The 15,231-nt window shown below is 72.7% G+C and carries 12 protein-coding genes; 3 read left to right on the top strand and 9 right to left on the bottom strand.

Annotated features, from left to right (window positions below; all coding sequences use genetic code 11):
- Positions 1-24 precede the first annotated feature (24 nt).
- The 6 genes from ACSUPV_RS39250 to ACSUPV_RS39225 form a co-directional block, all read right to left on the bottom strand.
- A complete protein-coding gene (locus ACSUPV_RS39250) occupies positions 25-927 on the bottom strand; it encodes a universal stress protein (RefSeq protein WP_359788456.1) in 903 nt (300 codons plus the stop codon).
- A 197-nt stretch (positions 928-1,124) separates the two neighbouring features.
- Positions 1,125-1,367, bottom strand: coding sequence for a DUF397 domain-containing protein (locus ACSUPV_RS39245; protein WP_031118613.1), 243 nt, complete (start codon positions 1,365-1,367; stop codon positions 1,125-1,127).
- A gap of 83 nt (positions 1,368-1,450) precedes the next feature.
- The gene (locus ACSUPV_RS39240; RefSeq protein ID WP_359788454.1) at positions 1,451-2,617 is read right to left on the bottom strand and encodes a thiolase domain-containing protein; all 1,167 of its coding nucleotides are present in this window, start codon (positions 2,615-2,617) and stop codon (positions 1,451-1,453) included.
- Positions 2,614-3,678 carry a thiolase domain-containing protein gene (locus tag ACSUPV_RS39235; RefSeq protein WP_037758184.1) on the bottom strand — a complete coding sequence of 355 codons (1,065 nt, stop codon included), beginning with the start codon at positions 3,676-3,678 and terminating at the stop codon, positions 2,614-2,616. The genes ACSUPV_RS39240 and ACSUPV_RS39235 overlap by 4 nt, the downstream gene beginning before the upstream one ends.
- Positions 3,675-4,616 carry a Zn-ribbon domain-containing OB-fold protein gene (locus ACSUPV_RS39230; RefSeq protein WP_031118610.1) on the bottom strand — a complete coding sequence of 314 codons (942 nt, stop codon included), beginning with the start codon at positions 4,614-4,616 and terminating at the stop codon, positions 3,675-3,677. The genes ACSUPV_RS39235 and ACSUPV_RS39230 overlap by 4 nt, the downstream gene beginning before the upstream one ends.
- An 18-nt stretch (positions 4,617-4,634) precedes the next feature.
- A complete protein-coding gene (locus tag ACSUPV_RS39225; RefSeq protein WP_031118609.1) occupies positions 4,635-5,435 on the bottom strand; it encodes a crotonase/enoyl-CoA hydratase family protein in 801 nt (266 codons plus the stop codon).
- A 176-nt stretch (positions 5,436-5,611) separates the two neighbouring features.
- Here ACSUPV_RS39225 and ACSUPV_RS39220 point away from each other — a divergent pair, with 176 nt between their 5' ends.
- Together ACSUPV_RS39220 and ACSUPV_RS39215 are read left to right on the top strand one after the other, a co-directional pair.
- Positions 5,612-7,231: an acyl-CoA synthetase gene (locus ACSUPV_RS39220; RefSeq protein WP_436949671.1), complete on the top strand. Its 1,620-nt coding sequence runs from the start codon at positions 5,612-5,614 to the stop codon at positions 7,229-7,231.
- Positions 7,232-7,347: 116 nt separating this feature from the next.
- Complete coding sequence (locus ACSUPV_RS39215; protein WP_436949670.1) at positions 7,348-9,333, top strand: sulfatase; 1,986 nt, start codon at positions 7,348-7,350, stop codon at positions 9,331-9,333.
- Between the two features lie 21 nt (positions 9,334-9,354).
- On the opposite strand, the gene ACSUPV_RS39210 is transcribed toward ACSUPV_RS39215, so the two are convergent.
- From ACSUPV_RS39210 to ACSUPV_RS39200, 3 genes are all read right to left on the bottom strand, one after another.
- Positions 9,355-10,056 carry an alpha/beta fold hydrolase gene (locus tag ACSUPV_RS39210; protein WP_031118606.1) on the bottom strand — a complete coding sequence of 234 codons (702 nt, stop codon included), beginning with the start codon at positions 10,054-10,056 and terminating at the stop codon, positions 9,355-9,357.
- Between the two features lie 62 nt (positions 10,057-10,118).
- Entirely contained in the window at positions 10,119-10,982 is an 864-nt protein-coding gene (locus ACSUPV_RS39205; protein ID WP_436949669.1) for an alpha/beta fold hydrolase, read from the bottom strand.
- 86 nt (positions 10,983-11,068) lie between these two features.
- Positions 11,069-12,565 (bottom strand): acyl-CoA synthetase, encoded by a 1,497-nt coding sequence (locus ACSUPV_RS39200; RefSeq protein WP_037758179.1) that lies wholly within the window; start codon positions 12,563-12,565, stop codon positions 11,069-11,071.
- Between the two features lie 153 nt (positions 12,566-12,718).
- Between ACSUPV_RS39200 and ACSUPV_RS39195 the strand changes: the two genes are divergently transcribed.
- Positions 12,719-15,190, top strand: coding sequence for a penicillin acylase family protein (locus ACSUPV_RS39195; protein WP_436949668.1), 2,472 nt, complete (start codon positions 12,719-12,721; stop codon positions 15,188-15,190).
- The last annotated feature ends 41 nt before the right edge of the window (positions 15,191-15,231 follow it).

Below are 15,231 nucleotides of genomic sequence, written 5' to 3'. Positions count from 1 at the left end.
CGACCCGGATCGCGCACCGCGGGGTCAGTCCTCCGGCGGCGCGGGCGGGACCACGGCGACGGGGGCCGCCGAGTGCAGCAGGACGGCGTGGGTGACCGAGCCCATCATGCGGGCGGGGGCCAGCAGGTGCCGCCGGTGGCGGCCCACGACGACGAGGTCGGCGCCCCGGGAGGCCGCCACGAGGTGTCCGGCCGCGTCGCCCGGGGCCGGGACCGGCTCGGTCGGCACGTCGGGGTGCCGTTCGCGGTGCGGGGCGAGGAAGCCCTCGGCGAGGACCCGGGCCTCGTCCGCGATCACGTCCTGGTCGACGATCGGCGGCGGCAGTTCCCCGGGCAGCATCCAGGGCTGCGCGGGCCAGGGATAGGCGGCGATCGCCTGGAGCCGGGCGCCGCGCCGGGCGGCCTCGGCGAAGGCGAACTCGAGGGTGGCCTCGTCGGGCCCGTCCACCTTCAGGCCGACGACCACCCGCGGGCCGGGACCGGCCGGTGCCTCGCCGTGGACCTCGCGTCCGGGCCGGGGCACCACGACGACGGGGCACTCGGCGTCGCGGGCGGCGGTCATGCTGTTCGAGCCGAGCAGCAGACCGGCGAAGCCGCCGCGGCCCCGGGAGCCGAGGACCAGCAGCTGGGCGGTGGCGCCCAGTTCGGGCAGCAGCGCGGAGGTCGCGCCCTCCAGGCCGAGGTACTCGGTGGCCGGCAGCCCGGCGCGGCCCTCCAGGTGGGCGCGGACCCGCTCGAGGACGGGGTCGTCCTGCGGGTCCGCCGGCCCGGCGGCGAGGAACTCGGGCTGTGCCCAGTGGGCGTACTGGCGGACGTGCGCCACGCGCAGGGGCGCCGAGCGTCGGCGAGCGGCGTCGACGGCCCACTCCAGGGCGCGCAGGCTGTCGTCCGAACCGTCGACCGCCACGACGACCGGCAGGGTGCTCATGGGTCCTCACCTTCGGGACACGACCGTTGTCTCCCGGGGCCAGCCTGGCTCAGGTGCCGGTCCCCGGGCGGTGCCTCTGGTCGCGTGTCCGGAAATGCGGGCGGAACACCCCCGGATCGGCCGTCGGATCACGGCCGCCCGGGATGGTTCACCGCCGGCTCGGGTGAGATCGACCGACGCGGCCGACGTCGAACCTCTCAGGTGAGATCGAACTCCCCTTCCCGCGCTCCCGAGACGAACGCGCCCCACTCGGCGGGCGTGAAGATCAGGGAAGGGCTCTCGGGGCGGCCACTGTTCCGCATGGCGATGAAGCCTTCCACGAAGGCGATCTGCACATCCCCCAGGCCACGGCTGCTGGACTGCCACTGTGCGTTGGTGAGGTCCAGGTCCGGCTTGTCCCAGCCCGTGAGCGGGCGCTGCTGGGTGGTGGTCTCGGCCACGTCCGTGCTCCTCCCGATTGCGTCGTCCGCGGCCAGCCTAGCGATCGCGTCCCATGGCCAACAGGGCACGTGAGGGGGACCTTTCACGAGTCCGGGGGCCGGTCTCCCACGAGCCACATGGAGAAGAACTGCGATCCGCCGCCGTAGGCGTGTCCGAGAACCCTGCGGGCGCCCTCCACCTGGTGTTCTCCGGCCTGTCCCCGCACCTGGAGCGCCGCCTCGGCGAAGCGGATCATGCCGGAGGCGCCGATGGGGTTGGTGGACAGCACACCGCCCGACATGTTGACGGGCAGGTCCCCGTCCAGCTCGGTGACGCCCGCCTCGGTGAGCTTCCAGCCCTCGCCCTCGTCGGCGAAGCCGAGGTTCTCCAGCCACATGGGCTCGTACCAGGAGAACGGCACGTAGATCTCGGCGCCGTCGATCTCGCGGCGGGGGTCGGTGATCCCGGCCTGCCGGTAGACGTCGGCCGCGCAGTCCCGGCCGGCCAGCGGGGAGACGAAGTCCTTGCCCGCGAAGAGGGTGGGTTCGCTGCGCATGGCGCCGCCGAGCATCCAGGCGGGCGGGCGCGGTGCCCGGGCGGCCCCGGTCCGGTCGGTGAGGATCATGGCGCAGGCGCCGTCGGAGGAAGGACAGGTCTCCGAGTAGCGGACGGGGTCCCACAGCATGGGCGAGGCCATCACCTTCTCCAGGGTGATGTCGTGCTCGTGCAGGTGGGCGTAGGGGTTCTTCAGGGCGTTGCGGCGGTCCTTGTAGGCGACGAGGGCGCCGATCGTCTCGGGTGCGCCGCTGCGCCGCATGTAGGCGCGGATGTGCGGGGCGAAGAACCCGCCGGCCCCGGCGAGCAGGGGCTGCTGGAAGGGGATGGGCAGGGACAGGCCCCACATGGCGTTCGACTCGGACTGTTTCTCGAAGGCGAGGGTGAGGACGGTGCCGTGGACGCCGGCGGCGACGAGGTTCGCGGCGACGAGCGCGGTGGATCCGCCGACGGAGCCCGCGGTGTGCACGCGGAGCATGGGTTTGCCGACGGCGCCGAGGGCGTCGGCGAGGTAGAGCTCCGGCATCATGACGCCCTCGAAGAAGTCGGGCGCCTTGCCGATCACGACGGCGTCGATGTCGGCCCACGTCAGCGCGGCGTCGTCCAGGGCCCGGCGGGCCGCTTCGCGGACCAGTCCCGCGATCGAGACGTCCCGGCGGGCCGCGACGTGCTTGGTCTGGCCGATGCCGACGACGGCGACGGGCTCCTTGCTCATCGGGGCTCCCCTTCGAGGACGGCGACCAGGTTCTGCTGGAGGCAGGGGCCGGACGTGGCGTGGGCGAGGGCGCGGTCGGACACACCGCGGTGGACGCGGGCGGCGGCCTCGCCGACGCGGATGAGGCCGGCGGCCATGATCGGATTGGCGGCGAGGGCGCCACCGGAGGGGTTGACGGTCACGTCGTCGCCGAGGCGGAGCGCCTTGCGCAGGACGATCTCCTGGGCGGTGAAGGGCGCGTGCAGCTCGGCGGTGTCGACGGGCCGGTCGAAGGCGCCGGCCCGCTCGGCGGCCAGGCGGGTGGAGGGCGAGTCGGTCAGGTCGCGCACGCCGAGACCGTGGGCCTCCGTGCGGTGGTCGATGCCGCGGATCCAGGCGGGGCGTGCGCACAGCTCCCGGGCCCGGTCGCCCGCAGCGAGGATCACGGCGGCGGCCCCGTCGCCGATGGGCGGGCAGTCGCCCGTGCGCAGGGGCCGCACGAGGTGGTCGCCCTGCGGCACGACCCCTCGCAGCTGGGCGTGGGGGTTGGCGGCCGCCGCCTCGCGGTTGCGGGCGGCGACGGCGGCGAGCGCCGGTTCGTCGGTGTCACCGGCGTCGATGAGGGCCTGCGCCTGGAGGGCGGCGAGGGCCACGGAGTCGGGCCACAGGGGTGCCACGTAGTACGGGTCGAGCTGGCGGGTGAGGACGTCGCGGACCGAGCCGGGCGAGGACTTGCCGTAGGCGTAGACGAGGGCGGTGTCGGCGTCGCCGGTCAGGAGTTTGGTCCAGGCCTCGTACAGGGCCCAGGCGCCGTCCATCTCGACGTGCGACTCGGAGATCGGCGGCCAGGCCCCGACGCCGTCGAGGGCGAGGGTGAAGGAGAAGGCGCGGCCGGCGAGGTAGTCGCTGGAGCCGGAGCAGGTGAAGTCGATGTCGGCGGTCTTCAGGCCGGTCCGGTCGAGGACCTCGTGCAGCACCGGCATGAGCATCTCCACCTCGGAGAGCTCGTCCCGGGCGCGCCGGTGATCGGTCTGGGCGAAGGCGACGACGGCGATCTCGCGGCCCCTCGGTGCGCTCGTCACAGCAGCTCCTTGTAGGTGTCGTAGTCCGCGTCGGGTTCGCCCGTGGGCCGGTAGTGGTCGGGGTAGCGGGCGCCTTCGGTCCATACGGGTTCGACGCGCAGCCCCATGCGGACCTCGTCGTACGGGATGCCGCCGATCCGGCCGTGCAGCGGGAGGTCGGCGCCGTCGAGGGCGATGTGGGCGTAGACGTACGGCACCTCGATGTCGAGGTTCTTCGCCTTGATGTTGACGATGCAGAACGTGGTGACGGTGCCGCGCGGCCCGACCTCGACCTGGTCGGATGTGGCCACCCCACATGTGGGGCACGCACCCCTCGGCGGGACGTACACCTTGCGGCAGGCTGGGCAGCGTTCGCCGACGGTGCGGCGGCCGGAGAGGGCGTCGATGTAGGCGGTCTGGGCGCGGCCGGGTGAGTAGGTGTAGTCGAGGCGGGCGGCGGCGACGATGCCGGTGACCGGGTCCTCGAACACGCCGGTGTGCCCGGACGGTTCGCGCCGGGCTCCGTCGTACGGCTCGAAGCAGGCGATGTCCGTGATGGCGCCGGTGCGTTCCGCCGCCCAGCGGACGCGGACGCGCATGCCGGTGCGCACGGCGTCGGGGCCGGGGGCGTCGAGGGCGTGCAGGAGGGCGGTGTCGGCGCCGTCGAGGCGGACCAGGGCCCAGGCGAAGGGCGTGGTGAGGGGCTGGCCGCGGCGGGGGGCGTGGTTCCAGGCCCAGGTGGTGACCGTGCCGGTGGGGGCGACCTCGACCAGGTCGCGGATCTCCTCGGCGGTGACGGGGTCGTACTCGACGGGCGGGACGAGGACGCGGCCGTCGCCGGTGCGCACGCCGAGGACGACGCGTTCGCGCAGGCCCGTCAGGAAGGCGCTCTGGACGGGTCCGAGGGAGCGGGTGAAGGGGAACTCGACGACGAGGGGGGCTTTGAGGACTTCGGGCATGGAGCGGGGCTCCTTCGGTCAGGCGCGCTTGTAGACGGGCGGTCGTTTCTCCGCGAAGGCGCGGGCGCCCTCCTTGGCGTCGGCGGTGTCGAAGACGGGCCAGCCACGCGTCAGTTCCGCCGCGAGGCCGTCGGACTCGGTCATCTCGGCGGTCTCGTAGACGGAGGCCTTGACGGCCTCGACGGCCAGCGGACCGCAGGCGTTGATCCGTTCGGCGATCTCCAGGGCCCGGTCGAGCGCGGTGCCGTCGGGGACGACGTGGCCGATCAGGCCGATGGCGGCGGCCTCCCGGGCGCTGTAGGGGCGGCCGGTGAGCAGCATCTCCAGGGCGTGGGTGCGCGGGATCTGGCGGGGCAGGCGGACCGTGGAGCCGCCGATGGGGAACAGCCCGCGCCGCACCTCGAACAGGCCGAAGGTGGCGGACTCGCCGGCGACGCGGATGTCGGTGCCCTGGAGCATCTCCGTCCCGCCCGCGACGCAGTACCCCTCGACGGCGGCGATCACCGGCTTGCGCGGGCGGTGGTGGCGCAGCATCGCCTTCCAGTGCAGGTCCGGGTCGGCCTTGAGCCGGTCCCGGTACTCCTCCCCCGCCATGCCGTTCCCGGCGAGGGCCTTGAGGTCCATGCCGGAGCAGAACGAACCGCCCGCGCCCGTGAGGACGATCGAGCGGACGGAGTCGTCCGCGTCGGCTTCCAGCCAGCCGTCGTACAGGCCGACGAGCATCGGCAGCGAGAGCGCGTTCCTGGCCTGTGGCCTGTTGAGCGTGAGCACCAGTGTGGCGCCTTCGCGCTGCACGGTGAGGTGTTCCGTCCCGCCCATGGCGAACTCCCCTCTCCTGGAACGAGAACAGGTTGCAGTAGGCGGTGAGGCACTTCAAGGGTTTTCTGACAGACAGTCAGATTTTCTCGCGCGGACCCTTCACAGTTGGAGCGCCCTTTGCTCTGATGACCGGCGAACCGTCCGATGCCAGGCACGTCCCGGGGTCAGGAGGAGCGGTGGAGTACAACCTTGCCGACCTGTTCGAGTCGGTCGTCGACGTCGTTCCCGGCCGTGAGGCGCTCGTCCACGTCGACCATCCCGGTATGGGCGCGGAGCGCCGGCTGACGTACGCGGAGCTGGACGCGGCGGCCAACCGCGTCGGCCACCATCTGCTCGACAGCGGGATACGGCCCGGGGAGCACCTCGGGCTCCACCTCTACAACGGCGTGGAGTACCTCCAGACGGTGCTGGGCTGCCTGAAGGCGCGGATCGTCCCGGTCAACGTCAACTACCGCTATGTGGAGGAGGAGTTGGTGTACCTCTACCGGGACGCGGATCTGGCGGCGCTGGTCTTCGACGCGGAGTTCACGGACCGGGTGGCGGCGGCACGGCCACGCACGGAGAAGCTGCGGCATCTGATCCGGGTCGGGGCGCCGGCGCCGGGAGCCGCTGCGCTGCCCTGTGTGGAGTTCGCCCATGTGGAGGCCACCGGGTCCCCCGAGCGGGGCTTCCCGGCGCGGTCCGGCGATGACCAGTTCATCATCTACACCGGCGGTACGACCGGGATGCCCAAGGGTGTGATGTGGCGGCAGGAGGACCTGTTCTTCGCCGGTCTCGGCGGGGGCGCGCCGACCGGTGAGCCGGTGAAGAAACCGGAGGAGCTGGCCGAGCGGGTCGCGGCGGGCGGGGAGGGCATCACCTTCTTCCCCACGGCACCGCTGATGCACGGCACCTCCACGCTCACGGCGTTCATCGGCTTCAACTTCGGGCAGCGGGTGGTGATCCACCGCAAGTTCGTGCCCGAGGAGGTGCTGCGGACCGTGGAGAAGGAGAAGGTCAGCAGCATCTCGCTGGTGGGCGACGCGATGCTGCGGCCGCTGGTCGACGCCTTGCGCGGCCCGCTGCGGCACATCGACCGTTCCTCGCTGTTCAGCGTGTCGTCGTCCGGCGCGATCATGTCGGACACGGTCCGCCGGCAGTTCCAGGAGCTGGTGCCGAACGCCATGGTGCTGAACAACTTCGGCTCCTCGGAGTCCGGGTTCAACGGGACGGCGACCGAGGACTCGGGCCCGGAGCGCGGCTTCCGGGTCCGCGTCAACGCCCGCACACAGGTGGTGGATCCCGTCACGCACGAGCCGGTCGCCGTCGGCGAGGTGGGGCGGGTCGCCCAGTGCGGACATGTGCCGCTCGGCTACTACAACGACCCGGCCAAGACCGCCGCGACCTTCTTCGAGAAGGACGGCGAGCGGTGGGTGCTGCTCGGCGACATGGCCACCGTCGACGCGGAGGGTGTGGTGACCGTCCTGGGCCGTGGCTCGCAGTGCATCAACACCGGCGGCGAGAAGGTGTACCCGGAGGAGGTCGAGCAGGCACTCAAGTCCCACCCGGACGTCTACGACGCGCTGGTGGCCGGGGTGCCGGATCCCCGGTGGGGACACCATGTGGCGGCCGTGGTGCAGCTGCGGGAGGGTGCCGCGCGCCTGTCGCTGGAGGACATCCGGGCGCACTGCCGTGACCGGCTGGCCGGCTACAAGCTCCCGCGGCAGCTGGTGATCACGGAGGCCGTCCAGCGGTCGCCGAGCGGCAAGGCGGACTACCGCTGGGCGCGCGAGGTGGCGGTGGCGGCGGACGGGTGAATCTCCGACCCGCCGATTGAACCCGAGGTGACGTGCGGACGTACTGGTGGTGGCAGGCTCGGTCACTGGGCTGTGTTTGCCATGCCATCGCAAGACCGCACGGAAGGACCCCCCGGGTGTCGCTCTTCACTCGCTCCCACCAGCAGTCGGACACGACCGAGGGCGGGGCGGAACCGGCTGACGACGCGGGGGCGGTGGCACCGGGCGGGGGATCCGGTACGGAGGATCCGGACGGCGGGAAGGAAGCGGCAGCGTCGGGCGATGACGCCGGCGCGGACACCGAGGGCGACGGCAACGGCGACACCACCGCACCCGGCCCGGACGGCGACACCGGCATGCCCACCCCGGACGGCGACACCACCGCACGTCGAGAAGGCGACGACGCCGGGGCCGCGCGCGAAGCAGCCGCGGACCAGGACCACACACCGGACGCCGCATCGGGCGCGTCGAGGCCCGGCTGGTTCGGCTGGCGGCGGCGCCACCCCCGCACCGCACGCGGCGTCTCGATCGGGACGACCGTGCTGGCGGGTCTGCTCGTGCTGTTCGCGCTGCTCGTACCGAACCGCGTCGAACGGGTGGAGTTCGCCTCGTTCGTCCGCATCCCGGCCGAGGGCGTGCTCCTCGCGGGCCTGCTGCTCGCGCTGCCGCCGAGGCCCCGGCGGATCATGGCGGTCGTCACGGGCGTGTTCCTCGGGCTGACCACCGTCCTGAAATTCGTCGACATGGGCTTCTACCAGATCCTGGCCCGGCCCTTCGACCTGGTCCTCGACTGGATTCTCATCGAGAACGCCACGGACTTCCTGAGGGAGACGTTCGGCCGTACCGGCCAGGTGCTGGCCGTGATCGGGGTGATCGTACTGTTCGTCGCGGTGCTCGTGCTCACGACGCTCGCGGTGGTGCGGCTGACGAACCTGATGGTCGGTCACCGTCCCGTCGCGTCCCGTACGACGCTGATCCTCGGTACGGCGTGGATCACCTGCATGACGCTGGGCGTGCAGATCGGCGGCGTGCCGGTCGCCACGAAGGGCAACGCCGAGTTCCTCGGAAACCGGGTGGAACAGGTGCGCGCGGGGCTGCGGGACGCACGGGTCTTCGAGAAGCAGGCCGCCGTGGACGCCTTCGCGAAGACGCCTCCGGACCAGTTGCTGACGGGTCTGCGCGGCAAGGACGTCCTGTTCACCTTCATCGAGAGCTACGGCCGGGTCGCGATCGACGACCCGGCGATGGCGCCCCGGATGGACACGGTGCTGAAGGAGGGAACGAACTCGCTGAAGGCGGCCGGGTTCGAGTCGCGCAGCGGCTGGCTGCAGTCGCCGGTGACCGGCGCGGGCAGCTGGCTCGCCCACTCGACCTTCCTGTCCGGTCTGTGGATCAAGAACCAGCAGCGGTACCGCAGCCTGACCACCAGCGACCGCATGACGCTGACCAACTACTTCCGCAAGACCGGCGCCTGGCGGACCGTCGGCATCGTGCCCGGTGTGCGCCGGGCCTGGCCGGAGGGGAAGTTCTTCGGCCTGGACCACATCTACGACTCCGAGCACCTCGGCTACCACGGCCCGTACTTCAGCTGGACGCCGGTGCCCGACCAGTTCAGCATGGAGGCGTTCCAGCGCCTGGAGCACGGCAAGAAGGACCGTGAGCCGATCATGGCGGAGATCATCCTGGCCTCCAGTCACAACCCCTGGTCCCCCATCGCGCGGATGATCGACTGGGAGGACCTCGGCGACGGCTCGGTGTTCCACCGGATCAAGAAGGAGGGCACCAACCCCACGGAGGTGTGGAAGGACCCGGAGAAGGTCCGCACCGAGTACCGGAAGGCCGTCGAGTACTCGATCCGCAGCCTCACCGAGTGGGTCGAGCGCTACGGCGACGAGGACACGGTGCTCGTCTTCCTCGGCGACCACCAGCCGGTGCCGACGGTCACCGCCGGCGACACCGGCAAGGACGTGCCGGTCACGATCGTCGCCCGGGACAAGAAGGTCCTGGACCGGGTCGCCGACTGGAACTGGACCGACGGCCTCAAGCCCGCGCCGGACGCGCCCCGTTGGGGCATGGACGAGTTCCGCGACCGCTTCATGACGGCGTACGGTCCACAGGGCTGAGTCGCCGTCGGTCCGGCCGGCTCAGGAACCGGCACCGAGGAAGTCCTCCACGGCCGCCAGGAACTCCTTCGGCCGGGTCTCGTGGACGAGGTGCCCCGCGTCGATGGTGACGTGCCGGGCGTCGGGCAGCAGTCCGGCGAGGGCGGCGATCTGGTCCTGCGGGATCAGGCTGGTCGGGCCACCGCCGATCAGCAGCGTGGGCATGGTGATCCGACCCATGTGGTCCCACCACACAGGGTTTGGGGTGTTGCGCTGTTCGTCGGTGGCGAGGATCATCGCCCAGTCGTACGGCAGGTCCCCGTCGGGACGTCGGGCCGGCGGCCGCGGCGGATCGAGCGGGACGGGCGCGGGCACGTCCTCCAGGACGAGCCTCCGTACCAGACGCGGATGGTGCTGGGCCAGCAGGTAGGCGACGGCGCCGCCGAGCGAGTGGCCCACGACGTCGGCGCTGCGGATGCCGAGCGCGCCGAGGAAGGCGTGGACGTCGTCGCGCATGGTCTCGTAGGCGTAGTCGCCGGGCCAGTCGCTGCGGCCGTGCCCGCGCAGGTCGACGGCGTACACCCGGCGTGGCCCGGCGGCCAGTGCCGGGGCGGTCTCCGCCCAGTCGGCACCGTCGGCGCCGCGGGCGTGGAGGAGCAGGACGGGCGGTGCCTCCCGCGGTCCCCAGACCCGGTAGGCCAGACCGATGCCGTTCGCCCGTATCGTTCGCGGTGGGGTGTCCATGCAGGGAACGGTAGTGAGGCGACCGTCGCGGGCGCCGCTCGCTCTGCCGACGGCAGAGGCCGTCAGTCGTCCGAGCCCTGGCCCTGGCCCTGGCCGGAGAAGAAGGCGGTCACGCGCCGTGTGAACCACTCGGCGTCGTCCAGCCACGGATAGTGCCCCGCGCCCGGCTGCACCGCGAGTTCGGCCTTCGGGAGGGCTTCGGCGGTCCGGCGGGCGAGAGCCGGGCTGGGGCCGCCGTCGGCTTCCCCGGCCAGGACGAGCACCGGGGCCGCGACACGAGCGAGCGCGGCCCGCGTCGCGGCCGGGTCGTAGGCGCCGTCCGCGCCGTAGACGTCCGCCGCGTCGTCGTTCGTCTCGTCCTCCTCCCGATCGGCGTGGGCCCGCGCGGTGTCGTCCCAACGGCCGTAGAAGAACGGGAGGAACACGGGATCGAAGTCACCGCTGCCGGACAGCCAGGCCTCGAACGCCGGGAACGCCTGGGGGAACCAGGGCTCCGACGCCCGTAGCCGTGCCGCCGCGCGTCGCTGCTCCGCCGTCGCCGGCAGGCCCAGTGCCCACGGGGTGGCCGTGATGAGTGCCAGCCGCGACAGCCGCTCGGGGTACCGGGCCGCGTACAGTATGGCGAGACTGCCGCCCGCCGAGTGCGCCAGCAGGTCCATCCGCTCCAGGCCCAGGTGGAGCCGCAGCGCCTCGACGTCGTCCACCAGACGGTCGCAGCGGTACGTCGCCGGGTCCGCCGGCACCGCGGACTGCCCGGTGCCGCGCAGGTCGAGGAGCACCAACTGCCGGTGGGCGTCGAGCCCACCCAGGTCCCCGAGGTAGCCGGAGGCCCGCATGGGCCCGCCCGGGAGCACGACGAGCGGCTCGCCGGAACCGCGCAGGTGGTGGGCGAGCCGGGTTCCGTCCGGGGCGCTGAAGTCGGGCATGCCGCAGATCTTCGTGTCCCGCGGCAGCCGGACGCAACGGGGTTCCGGGGCGACGGGCGGGTGCCGCGCGTCCGCGCACGTGCCGTTCAGGCGAGGTCGCTCCTCAGCTGCCGCTTCAGGATCTTCCCGCTGGCGTTCCTCGGCAGTTCCTCCACGAACACCACCCGCTTCGGTGCCTTGAAGGGGGTGAGCTTCTCGCGGACGTGGTCGACGAGTTCCGCCTCGGTGACCTCTCCCTGGGGGACGACGACGGCCGTGACCGCCTCGATCCAGCGTTCGTCGGGCAGGCCCACGACCGCCGCCTCGGCGACCCGGGGGTGGGTGTACAGGGCGTCCTCGACCTGGCGTGAAGCGACCAGGACGCCACCGGAGTTGATGACGTCCTTCACCCGGTCGACGATCGTGTAGTAGCCGTGCGCGTCGCGTACGGCGAGGTCGCCGGAGCGGAACCAGCCGTCACGGAAGGCCTCGGCGGTCTCCTCCGGCTTGTCCCAGTAGCCCTCGCACAGTTGCGGGGAGCGGTAGACGATCTCGCCGGGGGTGCCGTCGGGGACGTCGTCGCCGTTCTCGTCGACCACGCGCGCGTCGACGAACAGGACGGGACGGCCGCAGGAGTCCATGCGGCCCTTGTGTTCGTCGGGGGCGAGCACCATGGCGAGGGGGCCGATCTCGCTCTGGCCGAAGCAGTTGTAGAAGGCCAGGTCCGGCAGGCGCTCCTTGAGCCGTTCGAGTACGGGGACCGGCATGATCGACGCTCCGTAGTAGGCCTTGCGCAGGCCGCTCAGGTCGCGGGTCGCGAAGTCGGGGCGGTGCGACAGCGCGATCCAGACGGTGGGCGGGGCGAACAGGCTGTCCACTCGGCCCGTCTCGATCAGGTCGAAGAGCCGGTCGCCGTCGGGGGCGTCGAGGATGAGGTTCGTCGCGCCGACGGCGAGGCAGGGCAGCAGGAAGACGTGCATCTGCGCCGAGTGGTACAGCGGCAGCGCGTGCGCGGGGCGGTCGCCCGCACTGAGGTCGAGGGCGGTGATCGCGCTCAGGTACGCGTGCACCAGGGCCCGGTGCGTCATCATCGCGCCCTTGGGCAGGGCGGTCGTCCCGGAGGTGTACAGGAGCTGCACCAGGTCCTCGCCGCGCGGCTCGGGGCCGTCGTGGGCGGGTGCCCCGGCCAGCCGCGCGAGCAGCGAGTCGTCGGCGTCGCGCAAAGGCAACGTCCGTACGCCACCGGGGAGTCGGGAGGCGAGGTCCGGGTCGGTGAGGACCAAAGAGCTGCCCGACTGGCCGACGATGTAGGCGAGGTCGTCGCCGGTCAGGTGCTGGTTGACCGGGACGTGGACCAGGCCCGCCCGGGCGCAGGCCAGGAAGGCGATGAGGTAGGCGTCGGAGTTGTGGCCGTAGGCGCCGACCCGGTCGCCCGGGGCCAGTCCCTGGGCGAGGAGGACGCTGGCCGCGCGGGAGACGGCGGTGTCGAGTTCGTCGTAGGTCCAGGTGCGTTCGCCGTACTCCACCGCGACGCGCGCCGGGGTGCGCCGGGCGCTGCGTCGCAGGACTCCGTCGACCGTGCTGCCGTGTCCGGGCGTCGTCATGGGAGTCGATCCTCGGTGGACGCCCGGGGCAGGTCAAGTCACCCCGCGATCAACCTCACCCCTGTCACGCGCGTCACATGTCATGGAACTGACAGCCGGGTGACCGATGCGCGCGCTCGGCCACCCTTCTGCTCGACGAGGCCGGGAGGCACGATGCGCACCCGCTGGAGACGACTCGTTCTCGGGGCCACGGCCCTGTTCACGGCCGCGTCCGCGTTACCCGCGGCCGCCGCCCCCAGCCAGGGACGGGAGGAGCACCACCCGTCCGGCGACGGCCTGTCCGCCGTCATCCGCTACACCGAGTACGGCATCCCGCACATCCTCGCCGGGGACTACGCCGACCTGGGCTTCGGCACGGGGTGGGCGCAGGCCGCCGACGAGGTCTGCACGCTCGCCGAGGGGTTCGTGACCCTGCGGGGCGAGCGGTCCCGGTACTTCGGCGCCGAGGCGGCCGCCGGCGGCGAACTCTCGGCGGCCCGCACGAACCTCGCCAGCGACCTGTACTTCCGCGGGGTCCGCCGGAGCGGCACGGTGGAGAAGCTGCTCGCCGAACCCGCTCCCGCGGGCCCGAGCCGTGCGGTCCGGGACATGATGCGCGGCTGGGCGGCCGGTTACAACGCCTGGCTGAAGCAGCGGAAGATCACGGATCCCGGCTGCGCGGGCGCCGCCTGGGTCCGGCCGGTCACCGAACTCGACGTGGCGGCCCGCGGCCTCGCCATCGCCTCGATCTCCGGCGAGGGGCGCTTCGTCGAGACGATCACCGCCGCGCAGCCGCCGGCCGGACCGGCCGAGGCCTCCGGCGACCCGTCCGCCCCGGCCACCGCGTCCGCCCCTTCCGGCCCGTCCGCCCGGTCCGCGCGCACGCCGGACGCGAAGGCCGTGGCGAAGGCGGCGGACGAGCTGTGGGGCGACCCCGGCATGGGCTCCAACGCGGTCGCCTTCCGCGGCGACACGACGGCGAACGGCCGCGGCCTGCTGCTCGGCAACCCGCACTACCCGTGGCAGGGCGGGCGGCGGTTCTGGCAGTCGCAGCAGACGATCCCCGGCGAGCTGAACGTCTCCGGCGGCTCACTGCTGGGCACTCCCGCGATCTCCATCGGCTTCAACGCACATGTGGCCTGGAGCCACACCGTCTCGACCGGCATACCGGCCAACTTCCACCGGCTGACGCTGGATCCGGCCGACCCCACGACCTACCTCGTGGACGGCAGGCCGGAACGCATGACGAAGCGGACCGTGACGGTCGCGGTGAAGGACGGCGCACCGGTGACCCGCACCCAGTGGTGGACCCGCTACGGACCCGTCGTCACCTCCCTCAACCCCCAGGTGCCGCTGCCGTGGACCAGCACGACGGCGTACGCCCTGCACGACCCGAACGCCGCGAACCTCCGCTTCGCCGACACCTCGCTCGGCTTCGGCAAGGCGCGCAGCACGGACGAGGTCCGCGCCTCCCTCGCCCGGCACCAGGGCATCCCGTGGGTGAACACGATCGCCGCCGACCGCGCGGGGCACTCCCTCTTCACCCAGGCGCAGGTGCTCCCCCGCATCACCGACGAGTTGGCGGAGCGCTGCTCGACGGAGCTCGGCCGGACCACCTATCCGGCGTCCGGGATCGCGATCCTCGACGGCTCGCGCGGCGACTGCGCCCTCGGCAGGGACCCCGGCGCGGTCCGGCCGGGGATCCTCGGCCCGGCCAGGATGCCGACGCTGCGGGACGCCCCGTACGTCGAGAACTCCAACGGCACCGCGTGGCTGACCAACGCCGACCGGCCGATCACCGGGTACGAGCGGGTCTTCGGCACGGTCGGCACCGAGCTCGGCCTGCGCACCCGGGGCGGGATCGAGGACGTGGCCGCGATGGCGGAGCGGGGCGGTCTGACCGTACGCGACCTGCAGCGGCAGCAGTTCGCCAACCGGGTTACCGCGGGTGACCTCGCCGCGGCGGACGTCGCACGGGCGTGCGCGGCACTGCCCGGTGGCAGCGCGACGAGCAGCGACGGCAGGGCCGTCGACGTGTCGGCGGCCTGCGGGGTGCTCAGGGGGTGGGACCGCACCATGGACACCGGCAGCCGGGGAGCGCTGCTCTTCGACCGGTTCTGGCGGAGGCTCGAACAGACGGTGCCGCAGGCCCGGTTGTGGAAGGTGCCGTTCTCGGCGGCCGACCCGGTGCGCACCCCGAACACGCTCAACACGGACGATCCCGGCGTCGCCGCCGCCCTCGCCGACGCGGTGACGGAGCTGCGCGCCGCGGGGATCGCGCTCGACGCGCCGCTCGGCGCGCACCAGTTCGTGGTCCGCGGCGGGGAGCGTCTTGCGGTGCCGGGCGGTTCGGGCCGGCTCGGCGTGTGGAACGTGCTGGAGCCGAGGTGGGACGCGGCCGCGGGCGGCTACACGGAGGTGCCGTTCGGGTCGAGCCATCTCCAGGCGGTGGGCTGGGACGGCGGGAGCTGCCCCGTGGCCCGCACCCTGCTGGCGTACTCCCAGTCGTCCAACCCGGACTCGCCGCACTTCGCCGACCAGACCCGGCTGTTCTCCGGTGAGAAGTGGGTGACCTCGCGCTTCTGCGAGAAGGACATCCGGTCCTCGCCGGAGCTGAAGGTGGTGCGGGTGCACGAGCGCCGCTGACCGAGTGAGGGGTGCCGCTCCCGTGGGGGCGGCACCCCTGT

Origin of the sequence: Streptomyces sp. SudanB52_2052, from assembly GCF_964272415.1 — a bacterium.
Taxonomy (GTDB): Bacteria; Actinomycetota; Actinomycetes; order Streptomycetales; family Streptomycetaceae; genus Streptomyces; species Streptomyces olindensis.
The sequence above is the reverse complement of the archived record's forward strand: the minus strand, read 5'-3'. Positions and strand labels throughout refer to the sequence as shown.